We start from the raw sequence: 16,968 nt of genomic DNA, 5'->3' as shown, positions 1-16,968 counted from the left end.
GCACGCACCAGGCATCAATTAAGATCCTCAGACAGCACATTCTTTTGGACGCTAGAGGTAATAGCCCGGTTGATAACCGCATAATTAACAATTCTGCGACAATTATTTTCCTGATAACGGAATAAACGATTCACCCAGTGAACCGGCAAAAGATATTCCATTTTTGTTCCTATTTTTTTAATAAGCGCCTTTGATTTTGTGCGATTTTTTATTGGCCGACGCTGAATTCCATAACTAAATAAAAATGGATTTATTGAATATATTTACTGGCATGAGTGTTAAATCCCTGTTGTATTTTGTCCATTTTGAATTAATATCACATGTAAATTATTTCATAAAAAATCACGTAATTATAAAGACAAATTAAACCTCCTGATCCCCAATTAACACCGAATTTACCTTGATAATTCTCTGTAAGATTAACCTCCCCGTATTTCGACGGGAAACAGATTGCACCATAAAAAGCATGATTTATCATTTGGTTATATTAATTAATGTATATTTATACACGTAAAAATTATCAACCTGCCTGATTACATATTATTTTATAATAATCAAATTATACAACTAATGTAAACGTTAATTACATTTAACACCCACATGAAACAATTTCAAACTAAAACTAACTTCCCTATATATGTTTTTTTATCATGAAATAATACGACCAATGTATATATTAATTATGTTTAATATCAACAATAAATAATTTTAATTTAAAAATAAATTATTTTGCGATTGTTTTTAAATCCAAATATCACATCATTCATTACTTATCCAAATATACTTGACTACTTATATTATAGAAAAATGGTAGATTAGGAACTCCAACCACATGGACAGGAAACAGGAAACAGAAGACGGAAGACAGGAAACGGAAGACAGGAAACGGAAGACAGGAAACGGAAGACAGAAGACAGCAAAATTATACGTCCAGACGCTCAAAGTGACTAAACGAATAACCGCATCCAGTCAGATGCGGTTGTGTTGTTGTATTATTGTATTGTTGTGTTATGCAAGGATGAAATCGGCCTCTGTCAGCGGCTCTCCAACGATCTTCACTCCAAAACCATCGTGGGATAATTCTCCCCCCATATTAATCACGAAATCATTTACCTTATTAACGCTATCATAGCTGATCACCGCTTCCCCAATAGCGCCCGTGAATTCTTCGACAAACTTAATAGTGCCTTTTCCTGCTTCACCCAGATCGAACAATGACACATCAATCTTGTCTTCACCGGAAACAAAGTCATGAATCCAATCACGCTCAAGAAAAGGTGATTCCTTGGCGTTCAGGTAAACAAATGTATCTTTGCCTTCCCCACCCCAAAGATTATCTGCTCCCAGTCCACCGTAGATAATGTCATCACCGGCACCACCCTTTAAAGTATTGGCGGCGTCATTCCCTATCAGAATGTCATTACCACTGCCGCCAATCGCATTTTCAATCGTGATGCCACGGGCAATAGAGATGTTTCCTTTCAGGCCGCCAACATCCGAGAAAGAAGCTTCATTCAAGTTAATACGTTGATCTTGGGTAAAACCAGAGAAATCAAAGGTATCATTCCCACCCGCATCCCAAGCAGTAAATACGAGTTTGCTCTTGGCATCTTTTGCCGTAAAGAAATCGCGATCTGTGTTGGAATTAAAACCATATACCGTGTCATCGGTACGGGTAGTATTATTCGCGCCATACAACGACTGAATGGCTGAAATATCGTTAAGTAATGGCGCAGAAGAATCAATACCTTTAAAGTCCTGCCCGGTATTTTTTTCACTGAAATAACCCATGACGGTATAAGCACCGCTATCTTCAAAATAGGTAGCTTTGTTCTTATAAGTCGGTATTACATCATCAGACGCATCATAATCAGCCGGATGATCCAACCCCAATGTATGGCCGATCTCATGGGTAAATGTATGACGGCCATAACCATTCAATTCAATATCATTTTTTAAGAAAGTACGGCTTGCCGCATTATACCAAGTTCCGACTTGTTTCAAACCTGGATTCGGCATCTCAGCAAACGCATAATCCCCTGTTAAACTAAAATCAAAGAAACCAAAAGTGATATTCGCCTTACTCGCATCAGAGGTTTCCGTGAATTTAATATTCGCGACATCAGTCCAAGATTGAATTGACAGTTTTGCAGCGGCTTTTTGCTCTTCATTAAATGCTGAAAATCCATAAATACTCCACGGCATGTCATCCGGTTCACTCTCCAGGAAATTATACGTTAATTGGAAAGTTTCAGATTTGTCATTACTCTGATGCCCCCAACGGTAATCACTTCGGATTAACTCTTTCGCCGCATCTTTACTAGGCTCATGCCCAACGACAATATTAGGATCTTTGCCTGGAATATAAGCCTGTAGCCAGGTCAATACCTCATTTGCCTTTGCTGAACCACTAACTTCTTCCAAATATGAAATTTTCCTCTTTAAAGACATATAGTTCTCCATAAGTTCAAAACTTAGATATAAAACCCTGTTTATTTAATTAAACACCTGTCAATAAAACCTAGAAGTGATGAGCTATCCCGGCTACGCAATTTAAAATCCCTGCCCATAAAAGTAACACTAAAGTTAATTACGTAAAAAACAATTAACATATTTTTTTAATATAAACGTGATAAAAATAGCATAAAACAAATAAATAATTGTTTTATATAACATAGCTATTTAAGGCAAAAAATATTGCTAATTTTTTATCAGCATTTTATTTTAAAATTATTTCTCATTTAATTATCAATATAGTAAACTTAAAAAACCTTATAAAACCACTATTAATAATTTTATAAAGCAACTATTTAAACAGTCCAAAAAAAATAAGGGCAATATGTATTACCAGATAATACTTCATCTATTATATAAAGTTTTTTCCTGACAGAATTAAATTGGATTGCCATGAAAAAATGGCAGTGTCAATTATAAATGATTTCATTTATTTAGAAAATGAGAGTTAATATATAATGGAATAATTTAATCATTTACAGATTATTATGAATTGAATTTATTTTTTCGTCATTATCTTTGGCATTAAATTTTGCTATTATTTTATCGGTTTTTTAATTTATTAATTTAAATCTCCGATTTAATATCATCCTATTATATATAAAATAAAACTGGATTATAATCATCTCTTTCTGATTTTTAGTTTATTCATTATAGTTAAAGGATAGCCTATTGATGAATAGACTATCCCAGTTTTTTAGCTAAGATTACTATTTATAGTTTATATCTTTTAAGCTACAGTACTCTAACTTCTGATAGTTGGTTAAAAGGGGTAGGAAAATTGGATAAATCTGTAAAAAACAAGAGTGCTATTGAACACCTTAGCCCAGAATTGAATGAGGACAGGAAAACTCAAGATGTTCGCTTGTTACTGGAAACTGCAAGACAGGTTGCCGAAGCTCATGGTGGATTATCCTTTATTGCTAAAGAGACTGGTTTATCTAGAGAATCTCTCTATAGAGCGCTCTCAGCAACTGGGAATCCGACCATAAGAACTCAAAGAAAGGTTTATCTACGAAAGACGATCCACCAACTCCCAGGATACCCTATAGTCAGAAAAACCAAATTAACAACATGAGTAGCGAATATGCCGAAATACTAAGAAGGAGATATTTGAAAGAGACAGCTCAGATTAAAGCTTTCCTGGCTGCACCGGAAAATGCAGAAATTATGCAGCTTTATGAAAATGTAGTTGAAGAGTTTCAACTTAAAATAATTGTAAAAAGAAAGGAATATCAAAACTTTGATAGCGTAATGAATTACCTTTTCGATCTTCTTTTTGGAAGGGACCCTGTTCTAAAAAAGCATAGACGACTTACTAAAATAATGCTTTTTTACATGTATTGGAATTGCGACATCGGTAGTGAAGAAGAATATGCTGCGACCAACTAAACATTCTCATCCAGACAGGACAGTAATCAATGTAGCTTTGATTATTCTTTCACGTCTTAAGGGATTGAGAATCGAGAGTTATAGCGACCTGTTGAGCTATACAAAGAAAGCAGTTTCCGGTGGTGATGTATTGTTTCTCCCAGCTCTAAACTTTTTATTTATTATGGGTATCATTGAATATCGTCCTAAAACTGATGCCATTGAATATGTAGCTAATAACAATGAAACTATCTAAGATTTACTCAAACAAGCCATCTCTTTTTAAGCCCGTTACTTTTTACGAAGGGCTTAATGTTATATATGGTGAAATTCGGCTCCCAGAAAACAAAGAAAAAGACACACATAATCTAGGGAAAAGCACATTGGGTCATGTGATAGACTTCGCTCTATTATCCAAGCGAAATCCAAACTTTTTCCTATTTAAACACCCTGACATATTTAATCAGTTTGTCTTTTTTCTTGAGATAGAACTAAAAGATTCAAGTTTCTTGACTATCCGTAAGGATGTTGCCCAAGCCGCAAAAATACGCTTTAAGAAACATCAAGAAAAAAATCAAGATTACTCTCTTTTGCCTACAGGGCAATGGGATCATGAAGATGTTTCCTTTGATAAAGCCAAAGAGCTGCTAGATAGTTTACTTGATCTTAGCGTGATAAAACCTTGGGATTATCGCAATAGTCTTGGATACCTTATTCGATCTCAGGATGATTATAGCGATGTCTTCCAATTGAGAAAGTTTCGTTCCAAAGATGCATCATGGAAGCCCTATCTCTCTCATATACTCGGGTTTAATGCAGAGCTTATAAAAGAACACTATGAAAAAGAAAAAGCTCTGGAAGAGAAACAGACAACTGAAAAAGCGGTAAAGAAAGAATTGGGAGAGTCGTTCGAAAACATCAGCAAAGTTGAAGGTATTTTGCTATTAAAGAAGAAAGATGCGGAGAAGAAACAAGAACTTCTTGATGCGTTTGATTTCCGACAACAAGATAAAGAGAAAACAAAAGTTCTTGTTGAAGAGATAGATGAAGAGATTGCTAGTCTTAATCAGGAAAGATATTCATTAAATCAGAATAGAAAGAAAATCCTAAAATCCTTAGCAAAAACCGCCGTAAACCCTTGTCCAGTGCGGGCGGGGATATCAGGCGAAAAGCCCAGAGGGCTTTAGGGCTGGCGACTCCGACGTCTCCTGACTGAATGGATATCTGCTGGTAAAACAGGCTAAAATGAATCCACTTTTTTTCAATGAGCGCTGAATATGTTAAGAGCGACCAAAGTCCGCATCTACCCCACACCCGAACAGGCCGAGTATCTTAACGGCCAGTTCGGGGCGGTCCGTTTTGCGTACAACAAGGCGCTGCACATCAAAAAGCATGCCTACAAACGTCACGGCGTGAATTTAAATCCGCGCAAAGACCTCAAACCGTTACTGGCGGTCGCGAAGCAATCCCGCAAGTATGCCTGGCTCAGGGCATATGACTCCATTGCATTACAGCAGGCGGTGATCAATCTGAATACCGCGTTTGATAATTTTTTCAATCCGAAGTTGCAAGCCAAATTTCCCACGTTCAAGCGTAAACAGGGCAAGCAATCCAGCTATCACTGTGTTGGGGTGAAAGTGCTGGAGGGCGCGGTGAAAATCCCGAAATTGTCACCGATAAAGGCCCGCATACACAGAAAAATTGAAGGGAAAGTGAAGAGCATTACTCTTTCTCGCACCGCCACGGGAAAATATTTCGCCGCTATCCTGTGTGACGATGGCAAAGAGGCGCCGGAAAAGCCGGGCGTTATCACCCGCGTGACCGGGTGTGATATGGGGTTATCCTATTATCTTGTTCAGTCGACCGGGGAGAAGGTCAATAACCCGCGTCACCTTATCAACGCCGCCCGTAACCTGCGTCGTAAGCAGAAATCGCTCTCCCGCAAACAACAGGGCAGCGCTAACCGCGGCAAGGCCCGCTTACGTCTGGCGGCCGTCCATGAGCGGGTAGCCCATGCCCGCGCCGATTTTCAACACAAACTCTCTCGAACAATGGTTGACGAAAACCAAGCGGTCATTGTTGAGACGCTGAAATCGGCCAACATGATGAAGAATCACCACCTTGCCCGCGCTATCGGGGATGCGGGCTGGCATGGCTTCATCAAGAAACTGGAATACAAAGCCACAGCGGCGGGCGTTCATTTGGTCAAACTGGATCAGTGGTTCGCCAGTTCGAAGACCTGTCATTGCTGCGGTCACAAAATGCCGGAAATGCCGCTGTGTAAGCGGATCTGGCCATGCCCTTGCTGTCGAGTCGAACATGACCGCGATATCAATGCGGCGATCAACATCCAGCACAAGGGCATAACAGAATTACAGGCGGCGGGACTCGTCGTCTCTGCCCACGGAGGCCAGCGTCAATCCGTCATAAAGACGGTGGCGGCCTGAGAAGTGGGAAGCCTCGCCGTTTTTTACGGCGGGGAGCAGTCACAAGAGGATAAAATTTTATTCAATACTGAAAGCTGAAAAGCTTTTCAATGAGGCAGGGGTGCTTTTTAGCGGTCAGATAAAAAAGGATTTCGAACAACTGTTAGGATTCAATAAAGCTATAACTGAAGAGCGATTTGGATATCTGACCGAAGAAAAATCAGAAATTGAAGCCAAATTGAGAAGTATAAACACTAGACTAAACGAACTAGGAAAATGTCGCTCAAAAAACTTGTCATTCTTAAGTGACACCGAGGTTTTTTCCAAATATAAAATTCTCTCAAGAGAGCTAGTTTCCCTACGTGCGGATATTGAGACTCTAGAAAGACAAAAGGCACATCTACACAAGTTGCAAGAGCTTAGAACTGAAATTCGAGCACTTTCCGAAGAGTGTAGTCATTTACAATCCAAAATTGAGGATAATGTTGAGTCTCAAAACTCAGATCAATCTAGCGTTTTCTCTCAAATTCGGCTCTACTTTAGTGAAATTGTCGATGCTGTCATTAGCCGTAAAGCATTACTCAGTGTGTCTCCGAATCGAAAGGGGCACTTGCAATTTAAAGCGGAAATCCTTGATGAATCAGGCAACGCAACAAGTGCAGACTTAGGGCATACTTATAGAAAGCTGCTATGTATCGCTTTTGATTTAGCTGTACTAAGAACTCATAAAGATGAGAAATTTCCTCATTTTGCCTTTCACGATGGAGTATTCGAGTCTTTGGATAATAGAAAGAAAGAGAATTTATTGGCTATTTTACGTGATTACGTTGAACTAGGTATTCAGTCTGTTATCACACTAATAGATTCAGATCTTCCTACTCGATCTCCTAAAGAACTGCCGGTATTTGACAGTACGGAAATTGTTCTTCAACTGCATGACGAAGGAGAGTCTGGTCGGCTTTTCAAGTTAAAAACCTGGTAAAAGTTATTGAGCTTTACTACCAGATACAGATAAGGCGGCTAGTTGCTTAGAGTGCTAAATGGCTTTCAACCGATATAGATCTCCAGTAATTTTTACCTAAGTTTCAGTAAGAATTATAGAGTTTAAAATATGATGCCCAAAATTATCCTAGCCCTGTGAATTATCCCTAAAAATTGAACAAGTTAAATTACTGGGCTACCAAGGTCTGAGTCCTGTATTTTACTGGGCTCAGACGCTTTAATTTTTACTTGATCCGGTAATGGTTGTGGTAATAAACAGGAGATTTCAATTCTACCGACAACTATAGTATCACCCGTTAAATAGTCACTTATTCATCACCGGAATGCTTCCACGTAGCCAACTACCTAATTTACGCTGGTAAAATGGTTGCGTATGTTGAATCAAATAATGGCTAATACCACCCTCTTTTTCATCAACTAAACAGAAGTCAATCGGCTCCTCTTCGGAGGTGTATTCACAAGCAATAGTGCCTGCTTCGTGGATTAATTGATCAATTTCGTCTGCCGCGCCACTTATTTCCAGTCCAATTAATAAATTGGGGTTTTCATCCACATTTTTATCATGCGCTTGAATGATAAAAGCACGGCGAACAGGTTTACGTTGGCTAAATAAACTGACCAAAGCTTCAATGAGCTGCGAAGGATATTCTTCCGGTTGGCTAAGCGTTATTTTACTACCACTTGGAACATCAACCTCAACCGAAATTAATTCACTTAATGAACCCATAAAAATCTCCAATCAGTTTTTTAGATAAAATAAATTTATTTCGCCTTCGCCAACAGCAAATTAGCAATCGAACGAACCCCATAACCTGTTGCGCCAGCGGACCAATGTTCTACCGCAGATTTACGATAAGTTGCCGAGCAATCAATGTGAATCCAACCTTTTTGGTATTCTTCCACAAAGTGAGACAGGAAAGCTGCCGCGGTACTGGCACCCGCAGTATGCGATGACCCAGCAATGTTATTCAAGTCAGCAAAATTCGATGGCAGTTGGCTACGATGGAATTCAGCTAGCGGCAGGCGCCAGAACAGTTCATTCTCGGATGCAGCCGCAGCCAATAGATCAGCCGCCAGTTTGTCATCGAAGCTGAATATAGAGTGGTAGTCATTCCCCACCGCCGTTTTCGCCGCACCAGTCAAGGTTGCCGCATCAATGATTAATTTCGCTTTCTCTCTGCTGGCGTCAATTAGACCATCAGCCAAAACCAGACGACCTTCCGCATCCGTATTCATCACTTCAACAGATTTGCCATTACGGTAATGAATAACATCACCCAGTTTAAAGGCGTTACCACTGACCATGTTATCCGCTATGCAGAGGAACAATTTAATTCGATGTTTCAAGCCACGACTGATTGCCAGCGCCAATGCGCCTGCCAGGGTTGCGGCTCCACCCATATCCGATTTCATGGAATCCATAAAGGAAGATTGTTTCAGGCTGTAGCCGCCAGTATCAAATGTGATGCCTTTCCCTACCAGACAGGCAAACACCGGCGCTTGCGGGTCGTTAGTTGGGTTGTAATCCAACGCCAACAGAATCGGATCACGAGAAGAGCCACGGCCAACGGTGTGAATGCCAGCATAACCCTGTTCACGTAAATCTTCGCCTTTAATAATACGATAACTTACTGACTCACCAGCCATACCACACATCAGGTCAATCGCCCGCTTCGCCAATTGTTCCGGCCCAAGCTCTTCCGCTGACATATTGATGGTGTCACGCACCCAATCAATAATTTTAATTCTGCTTTCCAATTCCTGTTTTTCAGCCGCAGGCAATTGAGGCCATTCAATCGAACGATTACCTTTTGGCGCACGGAATCCTTGCCAGAAAGCCCAACTTTTCTCTAAATCCCAACCTTCGCCAACCAGAGCCACATGACGAATTCCCTGTCCGTCAATTTTACGCCCGGCACGTTGCACTGCCCCTAATTTACCTTTACCAACCAGATGAATCATTACCCCTTGATCACTGGAACTAATCAGCGCTTTTTCACCCCAGCAAGCTGCTGCTGGTTCATAAGACAGTGTTATCGGCATGATTTGTTTATTCATTCTTTTTTCACCTCTTATTATTACCACTCAATGGCAGTGAGGAGCTTATTCAAGCTTCTACCGATATAATTCTTCGTCTGCCAGAGATTCATCCTATAAAAAAACCGGCCAGAGCCAGTTTTTCATTGAAGTTCAGCCTACATCAAAATTATGACGGATAAATAACAAATTAATGCGATTTGCTATTCAAACTCATCCAACCAAACAAGCAAGATCGCCTCCAAAATCTTTTCATTGGATTTTTCAGGCGCATCATCAAAATCCTCCAGCTCACAAATCCACTGGTGCATATCAGTAAAGCGAACCGTTTTTGGGTCTACCTCAGGAAATTTGTCATATAGCGCTTCACCGATTTCACGGCTATTGGACCATTTCAGGCTCATTTATTTTTCTCCTGCCAATCAGTGCTCACGGGCATGGTTAATGGTGTATTTGGGAATTTCTACCACTAAATCTTCGTCGGAGACTCTAGCCTGACAACTCAGACGACTTTCCGGTTCCAGCCCCCAAGCTTTATCCAGCATGTCATCTTCCAGTTCAGAACTCTCTTCCAGTGAATCGAAACCTTCACGAACGATACAATGGCAAGTTGTACAAGCACAGGATTTTTCACAAGCATGCTCAATTTCAATCCCATTGCGCAATGCAACATTCAGAATGGATTCCCCTTCTTCGGCTTCCAGAACTGCGCCATCAGGGCAAAGATCGTTATGAGGTAAAAAGACAATTTTCGGCATAATTAAATCTCGTCCACAGAATGGCCCGCCAACGCCCGGCGAACAGATGAATCCATCCGACGCGCAGCGAATTCCTGCGTTTGCTTATCCAGTTGTTTAATCGCGTTTTCAATAATTTCAGGATCATTGCCCTGAACGCTTGTTATAAGTATTTCCACGGCCGCATCAATTGCCGCCTGTTCTTGTTTATTCAGTAGATCAGCGTCTTTTTCTAACGCACTGGTGACACTTTCCAGTACTCGCGCCGCTTCAACTTTTTGTTCTGCCAGTTTACGCGCACTGAGATCTTCCTGAGCATTCGCCATAGAGTCTTTTATCATGCGAGCAATCTCTTCATCAGATAAGCCATAGGAAGGCTTCACCTGAATAGAAGCTTCGACGCCAGTGGATTTCTCCAACGCACTGACACTCAACAAGCCATCAGCATCGACCTGGAAAGTAACCCGGATATGGGCCCCACCAGCGGGTAATGGCGGAATACCACGTAGGGTAAAACGGGCCAGTGAACGGCAATCACTTACCAATTCTCTTTCCCCTTGCACTACATGAATGCTCATTGCACTCTGGCCGTCTTTGAAGGTAGTGAATTCCTGCGCTTTGGCAACCGGAATGGTCGTGTTACGTGGGATAATTTTTTCAACCAAGCCTCCCATCGTTTCCAGCCCAAGTGAAAGCGGAATCACATCCAACAACAGCATGTCGCTATCTGGCTTGTTACCCACCAAAATATCCGCCTGAATTGAAGCCCCCACCGCAACCACTTTATCAGGATCAATGGAAGTCAGCGGTTCGCGGCCAAAAAACTCGCCAACCCTATGACGAACCAGCGGTACACGGGTAGAACCACCCACCATAACCACCTGTAAAACTTCGTCCGCAGAGACTTCTGCATCTTTCAATGCCCGGCGACTTGCCAGTAAAGTCCGTTTTATCAATGGTGTTATCAGAGCTTCAAATTCGCAACGGGTGATTTTACCCTGCCAACCGGCAATGTTTATCTCTGCAATATCAGCATCACTCAAGGCGATTTTTACCTGAGTAGCCGTATCCAATAGCCGGCGTTGCAGACTATGGTCATTTCGGTCGCCAATATCCGCCTGTTCACGAATCCAATCAGCCAGTATCAAATCGAAATCATCGCCACCCAGCGCGGTGTCGCCGCCAGTTGCCAGCACTTCAAAGACACCACGGCTTAGCCGAAGAATAGAAACGTCAAATGTACCGCCGCCTAAGTCATAAACCGCAATCACACCTTCTTGGCCGGAGTCCAGTCCGTAGGCAATCGCAGCAGCAGTCGGTTCATTAAGCAAGCGCAGAACGTGCAATCCGGCTAAACGCGCCGCATCTTTTGTTCCCTGACGCTGTGCATCATCAAAGTAAGCAGGAACCGTGATCACAACACCGTCAAGCTTACCATCCAGTGTTTCTTCTGCACGCTGCGCCAGCGATTTAAGAATCTCAGAAGAAACCTGAATAGGATCGACCAAACCCACTACGGTGTTGATTAACGGCAACCCGTTTTCACTCGCTTGAAATTGATATGGAAGATTTGGATAACGTTGCTGAATGTCAGCCAGAGAGCGCCCCATCATACGTTTTACTGAACTGATAGTATTAGCGGGATCATGTACCGCCTGTTGACGGGCCTGCCAACCAATTTCAAGCCCCTTTTCATGGTAGCGAACAACTGAGGGAAGCAGGTAACGATTTTCACTATCCATCAATGTTTCCGCTTGCCCACTGCGAACAGTGGCAACTAATGAATGTGTCGTACCTAAATCAATACCGGCAGCTAAACGACGTTGATGTGGTACAGCGGATAACCCCGGCTCGCTAATTTGTAATAAAGCCATATACGCTTTCCTTAAAAGTCGTCCAGTAAACGTTCTTCCAGTTGCTCAACCTGCTGTTGCAATTTATCCAGAAAACGCAATTTACGCACCGTATCGGCTGCTGGTTCCCACTGCTGTTCATCCAATTGCCGCACCATTTGCTGACTGCGGGTTTTAGTCATCCCACTCAGACGAGTCGAAAAATCAGCCAATGCCACTTCTGGATCAGCTTTGCTGGCAATACATTCCAACTCTTCCCGCAACATAAGCTGTTCCATCAGGAAAGCGTTGTCACTCATCGTGTGCTGTTCATTGGCTAAATCAAAACCATGCAGAGAGAGCATATATTCAGCGCGTTTCAGTGGATGTTTGAGCGTTTGATAACCGTCATTGATAGTCGCGGCTTGCTGCAACGCCAGCGTTTTTTCACGCTCTGGCTGACTAGCAAAGCGATCTGGATGAAACTGACGTTGCAATTCTTGATAACAGCTTGCCAGTTGTTCACGATCAACAGCATAACGAGCCGGCAGCCCAAATAAAGTGAAATAGTCCATAATCTAAACTTACTCTGGATTTGGCCGAAAAACGGAATTAAACGTTAAAACTCTCTCCACAACCACATTCACTGGAAACATTTGGGTTGTTGAATTTAAAGCCTTCGTTAAGGCCCTCTTTAACAAAATCCAGCTCTGTACCGTCGAGATAGACCATGCTCTTGCCATCTACGATAACTTTGACACCCTTATCTTCAAACACTGTGTCGTCTTCGTTAATCATATCAGCAAATTCAAGCAGGTAAGCCATACCTGAACAGCCTGATGTTCTGACGCCCAGACGCAAACCAACACCTTTTCCACGGTTACTCAGGAATGACGAAACGCGTTGTGCAGCACTTTCTGTAAGGGAAATTGACATACAACAACCTCACTTATTAAAACCAGCAAAGGCGGATACCGGATGGTATGTAGCAGCCAGTATCCACCAAATTTCTTCTTATTATTAAGGGCCGTTATCTGCCCTGACGTTTACTTTTGTAATCCGCAATCGCTGCTTTAATCGCATCTTCTGCCAGAATGGAACAGTGGATTTTCACCGGCGGCAGTTCTAATTCATCTGCGATTTCAGTATTTTTAATCGCTTCTGCCTGTTCCAGAGATTTGCCCTTCATCCATTCAGTCACTAAAGAGCTGGAAGCAATCGCAGAACCGCAACCGTAAGTTTTGAAACGCGCATCTTCAATAATGCCTTCATCATTGACTTTGATTTGCAGTTTCATCACGTCGCCACACGCAGGGGCGCCGACCATGCCGCTGCCAACCGTTGGATCTTCATTATCGAAAGAGCCGACGTTACGTGGATTTTCATAGTGATCAATTACTTTTTCGCTGTAAGCCATGTTGTTACTCCTGAAACCGTCTGATTAATGATGAGACCATTCGATACTGTTTAGATCCACACCTTGTTTAAACATTTCCCACAGTGGAGAAAGTTCACGCAGGCGGCCAATAGATTTATGAATCAGTTCAATGGCGTAGTCGATCTCTTCTTCTGTCGTAAAACGCCCTAAAGAGAAGCGTATAGAGCTATGAGCCAGTTCGTCATTCATCCCCAACGCACGCAGTACGTAGGAGGGCTCCAGGCTGGCAGAAGTACATGCAGAACCCGAAGAAACCGCCAGATCTTTTAATGACATCATCAGTGATTCACCTTCAACATAGTTGAAGCTGACATTCAGAATATGCGGCGCGCCGTGTTCCAAATCTCCGTTAAGGAAGACCTCTTCGATATCTTTGATACCGTGCCACAGACGCAACCGCAGGCCACGCAGACGCTGGGATTCACTCTCCATTTCCTGCCTGGCAATACGATAAGCTTCACCCATACCCACAATCTGATGAACAGGCAAAGTACCAGAGCGCATACCACGTTCATGGCCGCCGCCATGTTGCTGTGCTTCAATACGAATACGTGGTTTACGGCGAACGTACAGTGCGCCAATTCCCATCGGCCCGTAAATTTTATGGGCGGAGAAAGACATCAGATCGACTTTCAGTTTGGTTAAGTCAATTGGCAGTTTGCCTACGCTCTGAGTGGCATCAACATGGAAAATGATACCGCGGCTGCGACACATTTCACCGATGGCGGCAATATCCTGCACCACGCCAATTTCATTGTTAACATGCATGATAGAAATCAGAATGGTGTCATCACGCACCGCGGCTTCCAGATCGTTTAAATCAATCAACCCGTTGCTCTGAGGCGCCAAATAAGTGACTTCAAACCCTTCACGTTCCAATTGACGGCAAGTATCCAGAACCGCTTTATGTTCGGTTTTGCTGGTGACGATGTGCTTGCCCTTTTTCTGGTAAAAATTAGCCGCGCCTTTGATGGCAAGATTGTCAGACTCCGTTGCGCCAGAAGTAAAAACAATTTCTCGCGGGTCCGCACCCACCAAATCAGCAATCTGATTACGGGCAATATCAACCGCTTCTTCAGCCTGCCAGCCAAAACGGTGTGAACGAGAAGCGGGGTTACCAAATATCCCGTCCCTGGTCAGATAGCTCATCATTTTTTCAGCAACACGCGGATCAACCGGCGTCGTTGCTGAGTAATCTAAATAAATTGGTAATTTCATTGCTCACATGCTCCCTACTTCTAATACTTCAATTCATCACAAGCTCTGCTTATGGGCGCAGATTGACATTAATTGTTTCTTGTGCTCTACCGTTAGGCGCACGGCGTTTATCGTTATCCTGGCGACCAGCAACGTCCAATACTTCTTGGTTATTGACTAATTCTTCTAGACTGATACTGCTCAGGAAACCGGTAATACGATCACTTAAATCGCGCCATAAAGCATGAGTCAGGCAGCGATCACCCCCCTGACACCCTTCTCTACCCTGACAACGGGTAGCATCTACCGATTCATCAACTGCGAAAATCACTTCGGCAACAACAATTTCACTGGCATCTTTGCCCAATAAGTAACCACCACCCGGACCACGGACACTTGAAACCAGACCATTTTTGCGCAAGCGAGAAAATAACTGTTCAAGATAGGAGAGGGAAATACCCTGACGTTCAGAAATGTCGGCCAGTGGTACCGGGCCTTCTTGTGAGTGCAACGCCACATCAAGCATGGCAGTTACTGCATAACGCCCTTTAGATGTCAATCTCATAAATGAATTACCCCGTGGTGAAATATGAGCGAAATTGTGTCATTCCTGAGTATTTTAGTCAACTATTTAACCTAGTAATTTACTCAACTATTTCTTCGCCCATTTTTCAACAGAGGACAAGATGCCACGCAGAATATTCAGTTCCTGCATCTCAGGCCGGGCACGGGTAAAAAGCCGCCTTAATCTATTCATTATCTGGCCGGGGTGCGCTTTTCTGATAAAACCAGAATCATTTAACACACATTCAAGATGATGATAAAAGCGTTCCATATCATCAGCTAATGGATATTCCACTTCATCGGTTTTCTGCTCATTTTTATCCTGACGCGCTAAATAAGCCATACGGATTTCATAACTGACAAGTTGAACCGCCATCGCCAGATTTAACGAACCGTAATCAGGATTAGTTGGGATATTCAGATGATAATGGCACTTCTGCAATTCTTCATTGGTCAACCCTACCCGCTCACGGCCAAAAACAATGGCAACCGACGCATGTTCAGCCTCTTGAACACTACGTTCACCACATTCACGAGGTTCGACCATCGGCCATGATAACGTTCTTGAACGGGCGCTGGTGCCAATCACCAATCCACAACCCACCAGCGCTTTATCCAAACTATCGACCATTGTCGCATTACCAATAACATCGCTGGCGCCAGCAGAAAGTGCAATCGCGTGAGAATCTGGCTGAACCAGTGGATTAACCAAATAAAGATTAGTTAATCCCATTGTTTTCATTGCCCGGGCGGTTGACCCCATATTCCCGGTGTGGGAAGTTTCAACCAGGATAATGCGGATATTTTCTAACATGGCAACTTCTGAATAGTCTGGATGGTTATAAGAACCAAATATCTTAACACAACATTAGTATTTTTCCGAATTACTGCTATACTATGCGCCGATTAATTACCCGTTCTTTAACATCCTGGTGGAAGATATCCCATGCATCCGATGCTGACCATCGCCATACGCGCTGCGCGTAAAGCCGGCAACCTAATTGCCAAAAATTATGAAACTCCCGATGCGGTTGAAGCGAGCCAAAAAGGCAGTAACGACTTTGTTACCAATGTTGACAAAGCCGCAGAAGCGCTCATTATCGACGTTATTCGCAAATCTTATCCCAAACACTCGATTATTACCGAAGAGAGTGGCGAGCTGCTAGGCGAAGAGGCTGATATTCAATGGGTAATCGATCCACTGGATGGCACGACCAACTTTATCAAACGCCTCCCTCACTTTGCTGTTTCTATTGCGGTACGCATTAAAGGCCGTACTGAAGTTGCGGTTGTTTATGACCCAATGCGTAATGAGCTTTTCACCTCAACCCGCGGTCAAGGGGCACAGTTGAATGGCTACCGTTTGCGTGGCACCAATGCTCGCGATCTGGATGGCACTATTCTGGCAACAGGTTTCCCATTCAAAGCAAAGTATCATTCCACTGTTTTTATTAATACTTTGGGTAAATTATTTGTTCGTTGTGCTGATTTCCGTCGTACAGGCTCCGCTGCTCTGGACCTGGCTTATGTTGCGGCTGGTCGGGTGGATGGTTACTTTGAAATTGGCCTAAAACCGTGGGATTTTATGGGCGGCGAGCTGTTAGTTCGTGAATCTGGCGGTATCGTAACTGATTTCGTTGGCGGTCATAATTACATTCATTCCGGCAACCTTGTCGCAGGTAATCCACGCGTTGTTAAAGACATTCTGGCCGAAATGCGTGATGAATTATCAGAAGCATTGAAACGTTAATTCAAGTGAATTCTAAATAGAATTGCAAGACGGTATTTTAGGTAGACCGCAAAAAATGCGGTCTACTCTGCGATTGATTTAACTAGCAATAAAGACCGTT

Annotated in this window: 19 protein-coding genes and 1 pseudogene; 7 read left to right on the top strand and 13 right to left on the bottom strand. The window is 42.7% G+C overall.

Annotation, left to right across the window (positions count from 1 at the left end):
- Positions 1 to 14: 14 nt before the first annotated feature.
- Both EAE93_RS06455 and prtA read right to left on the bottom strand, forming a co-directional pair.
- Positions 15 to 161, bottom strand: a complete 147-nt coding sequence (locus tag EAE93_RS06455; protein WP_161786695.1) for a hypothetical protein — start codon at positions 159 to 161, stop codon at positions 15 to 17.
- Positions 162 to 1,008: 847 nt separating this feature from the next.
- Entirely contained in the window at positions 1,009 to 2,451 is a 1,443-nt protein-coding gene (gene prtA / locus EAE93_RS06450; protein ID WP_214039316.1) for a serralysin, read from the bottom strand.
- 844 nt (positions 2,452 to 3,295) lie between these two features.
- Between prtA and EAE93_RS06445 the strand changes: the two genes are divergently transcribed.
- From EAE93_RS06445 to EAE93_RS25285, 6 genes are all read left to right on the top strand, one after another.
- Positions 3,296 to 3,592: a helix-turn-helix domain-containing transcriptional regulator gene (locus EAE93_RS06445; RefSeq protein WP_046397737.1), complete on the top strand. Its 297-nt coding sequence runs from the start codon at positions 3,296 to 3,298 to the stop codon at positions 3,590 to 3,592.
- The gene (locus tag EAE93_RS06440; RefSeq protein WP_332008445.1) at positions 3,556 to 3,906 is read left to right on the top strand and encodes an ABC-three component system protein; all 351 of its coding nucleotides are present in this window, start codon (positions 3,556 to 3,558) and stop codon (positions 3,904 to 3,906) included. Before EAE93_RS06445 ends, EAE93_RS06440 begins: the two co-directional genes overlap by 37 nt.
- Positions 3,890 to 4,141: an ABC-three component system middle component 8 gene (locus tag EAE93_RS06435; RefSeq protein WP_046397736.1), complete on the top strand. Its 252-nt coding sequence runs from the start codon at positions 3,890 to 3,892 to the stop codon at positions 4,139 to 4,141. Before EAE93_RS06440 ends, EAE93_RS06435 begins: the two co-directional genes overlap by 17 nt.
- Positions 4,128 to 5,072 (top strand): hypothetical protein, encoded by a 945-nt coding sequence (locus EAE93_RS06430; protein WP_214039315.1) that lies wholly within the window; start codon positions 4,128 to 4,130, stop codon positions 5,070 to 5,072. The genes EAE93_RS06435 and EAE93_RS06430 overlap by 14 nt, the downstream gene beginning before the upstream one ends.
- A 90-nt stretch (positions 5,073 to 5,162) precedes the next feature.
- On the top strand, positions 5,163 to 6,332 hold the full coding sequence (locus tag EAE93_RS06425; protein WP_214039314.1) for an RNA-guided endonuclease InsQ/TnpB family protein: 1,170 nt from the start codon (positions 5,163 to 5,165) through the stop codon (positions 6,330 to 6,332).
- Positions 6,333 to 6,432: 100 nt separating this feature from the next.
- Positions 6,433 to 7,293: a DUF2326 domain-containing protein gene (locus EAE93_RS25285; protein ID WP_258165503.1), complete on the top strand. Its 861-nt coding sequence runs from the start codon at positions 6,433 to 6,435 to the stop codon at positions 7,291 to 7,293.
- 324 nt (positions 7,294 to 7,617) lie between these two features.
- Here EAE93_RS25285 and EAE93_RS06415 read toward each other — a convergent pair.
- The 11 genes and pseudogenes from EAE93_RS06415 to trmJ all read right to left on the bottom strand — a co-directional run.
- Positions 7,618 to 8,010: pseudogene (locus EAE93_RS06415) on the bottom strand (enhanced serine sensitivity protein SseB C-terminal domain-containing protein); the annotation flags it as partial.
- A gap of 65 nt (positions 8,011 to 8,075) precedes the next feature.
- Positions 8,076 to 9,371: an aminopeptidase PepB gene (gene pepB, locus EAE93_RS06410; RefSeq protein WP_036812473.1), complete on the bottom strand. Its 1,296-nt coding sequence runs from the start codon at positions 9,369 to 9,371 to the stop codon at positions 8,076 to 8,078.
- 182 nt (positions 9,372 to 9,553) lie between these two features.
- Complete coding sequence (gene iscX, locus EAE93_RS06405) at positions 9,554 to 9,754, bottom strand: Fe-S cluster assembly protein IscX (RefSeq protein ID WP_036812475.1); 201 nt, start codon at positions 9,752 to 9,754, stop codon at positions 9,554 to 9,556.
- 18 nt (positions 9,755 to 9,772) lie between these two features.
- Positions 9,773 to 10,108, bottom strand: a complete 336-nt coding sequence (fdx, locus tag EAE93_RS06400) for an ISC system 2Fe-2S type ferredoxin (RefSeq protein ID WP_036812477.1) — start codon at positions 10,106 to 10,108, stop codon at positions 9,773 to 9,775.
- A 2-nt stretch (positions 10,109 to 10,110) separates the two neighbouring features.
- Positions 10,111 to 11,961, bottom strand: a complete 1,851-nt coding sequence (gene hscA, locus EAE93_RS06395) for a Fe-S protein assembly chaperone HscA (RefSeq protein WP_036812479.1) — start codon at positions 11,959 to 11,961, stop codon at positions 10,111 to 10,113.
- A gap of 11 nt (positions 11,962 to 11,972) precedes the next feature.
- Complete coding sequence (gene hscB / locus EAE93_RS06390; RefSeq protein WP_036812481.1) at positions 11,973 to 12,494, bottom strand: co-chaperone HscB; 522 nt, start codon at positions 12,492 to 12,494, stop codon at positions 11,973 to 11,975.
- Positions 12,495 to 12,531: 37 nt separating this feature from the next.
- The gene (gene iscA / locus EAE93_RS06385; protein ID WP_036779216.1) at positions 12,532 to 12,855 is read right to left on the bottom strand and encodes an iron-sulfur cluster assembly protein IscA; all 324 of its coding nucleotides are present in this window, start codon (positions 12,853 to 12,855) and stop codon (positions 12,532 to 12,534) included.
- 94 nt (positions 12,856 to 12,949) lie between these two features.
- The gene (gene iscU / locus EAE93_RS06380) at positions 12,950 to 13,336 is read right to left on the bottom strand and encodes a Fe-S cluster assembly scaffold IscU (protein WP_036812482.1); all 387 of its coding nucleotides are present in this window, start codon (positions 13,334 to 13,336) and stop codon (positions 12,950 to 12,952) included.
- A 24-nt stretch (positions 13,337 to 13,360) separates the two neighbouring features.
- Positions 13,361 to 14,575: an IscS subfamily cysteine desulfurase gene (locus EAE93_RS06375; RefSeq protein WP_214039313.1), complete on the bottom strand. Its 1,215-nt coding sequence runs from the start codon at positions 14,573 to 14,575 to the stop codon at positions 13,361 to 13,363.
- 49 nt (positions 14,576 to 14,624) lie between these two features.
- Complete coding sequence (gene iscR / locus EAE93_RS06370; protein ID WP_011147479.1) at positions 14,625 to 15,119, bottom strand: Fe-S cluster assembly transcriptional regulator IscR; 495 nt, start codon at positions 15,117 to 15,119, stop codon at positions 14,625 to 14,627.
- Positions 15,120 to 15,206: 87 nt separating this feature from the next.
- Positions 15,207 to 15,932, bottom strand: a complete 726-nt coding sequence (gene trmJ, locus EAE93_RS06365; RefSeq protein WP_110091964.1) for a tRNA (cytosine(32)/uridine(32)-2'-O)-methyltransferase TrmJ — start codon at positions 15,930 to 15,932, stop codon at positions 15,207 to 15,209.
- A gap of 132 nt (positions 15,933 to 16,064) precedes the next feature.
- On the opposite strand from trmJ, the gene suhB reads away from it, so the two are divergent.
- The gene (gene suhB, locus EAE93_RS06360) at positions 16,065 to 16,868 is read left to right on the top strand and encodes an inositol-1-monophosphatase (protein WP_214039312.1); all 804 of its coding nucleotides are present in this window, start codon (positions 16,065 to 16,067) and stop codon (positions 16,866 to 16,868) included.
- Positions 16,869 to 16,968: the final 100 nt, after the last annotated feature.

Origin of the sequence: Photorhabdus akhurstii (assembly GCF_018448925.1) — a bacterium.
GTDB lineage: Bacteria > Pseudomonadota > Gammaproteobacteria > Enterobacterales > Enterobacteriaceae > Photorhabdus > Photorhabdus akhurstii.
The sequence above is the reverse complement of the archived record's forward strand: the minus strand, read 5'-3'. Positions and strand labels throughout refer to the sequence as shown.

Coding starts and splice junctions, on each gene's coding strand:
- EAE93_RS06455 (WP_161786695.1), bottom strand. CDS start 161: ATGGAATATCTTTTGCCGGTTCACTGGGTGAATCGTTTATTCCGTTAT.
- prtA (WP_214039316.1), bottom strand. CDS start 2,451: ATGTCTTTAAAGAGGAAAATTTCATATTTGGAAGAAGTTAGTGGTTCA.
- EAE93_RS06435 (WP_046397736.1), top strand. CDS start 3,890: ATGCTGCGACCAACTAAACATTCTCATCCAGACAGGACAGTAATCAAT.
- EAE93_RS06430 (WP_214039315.1), top strand. CDS start 4,128: ATGAAACTATCTAAGATTTACTCAAACAAGCCATCTCTTTTTAAGCCC.
- EAE93_RS06425 (WP_214039314.1), top strand. CDS start 5,163: ATGTTAAGAGCGACCAAAGTCCGCATCTACCCCACACCCGAACAGGCC.
- pepB (WP_036812473.1), bottom strand. CDS start 9,371: ATGAATAAACAAATCATGCCGATAACACTGTCTTATGAACCAGCAGCA.
- iscX (WP_036812475.1), bottom strand. CDS start 9,754: ATGAGCCTGAAATGGTCCAATAGCCGTGAAATCGGTGAAGCGCTATAT.
- fdx (WP_036812477.1), bottom strand. CDS start 10,108: ATGCCGAAAATTGTCTTTTTACCTCATAACGATCTTTGCCCTGATGGC.
- hscA (WP_036812479.1), bottom strand. CDS start 11,961: ATGGCTTTATTACAAATTAGCGAGCCGGGGTTATCCGCTGTACCACAT.
- hscB (WP_036812481.1), bottom strand. CDS start 12,494: ATGGACTATTTCACTTTATTTGGGCTGCCGGCTCGTTATGCTGTTGAT.
- iscA (WP_036779216.1), bottom strand. CDS start 12,855: ATGTCAATTTCCCTTACAGAAAGTGCTGCACAACGCGTTTCGTCATTC.
- iscU (WP_036812482.1), bottom strand. CDS start 13,336: ATGGCTTACAGCGAAAAAGTAATTGATCACTATGAAAATCCACGTAAC.
- EAE93_RS06375 (WP_214039313.1), bottom strand. CDS start 14,575: ATGAAATTACCAATTTATTTAGATTACTCAGCAACGACGCCGGTTGAT.
- iscR (WP_011147479.1), bottom strand. CDS start 15,119: ATGAGATTGACATCTAAAGGGCGTTATGCAGTAACTGCCATGCTTGAT.
- trmJ (WP_110091964.1), bottom strand. CDS start 15,932: ATGTTAGAAAATATCCGCATTATCCTGGTTGAAACTTCCCACACCGGG.
- suhB (WP_214039312.1), top strand. CDS start 16,065: ATGCATCCGATGCTGACCATCGCCATACGCGCTGCGCGTAAAGCCGGC.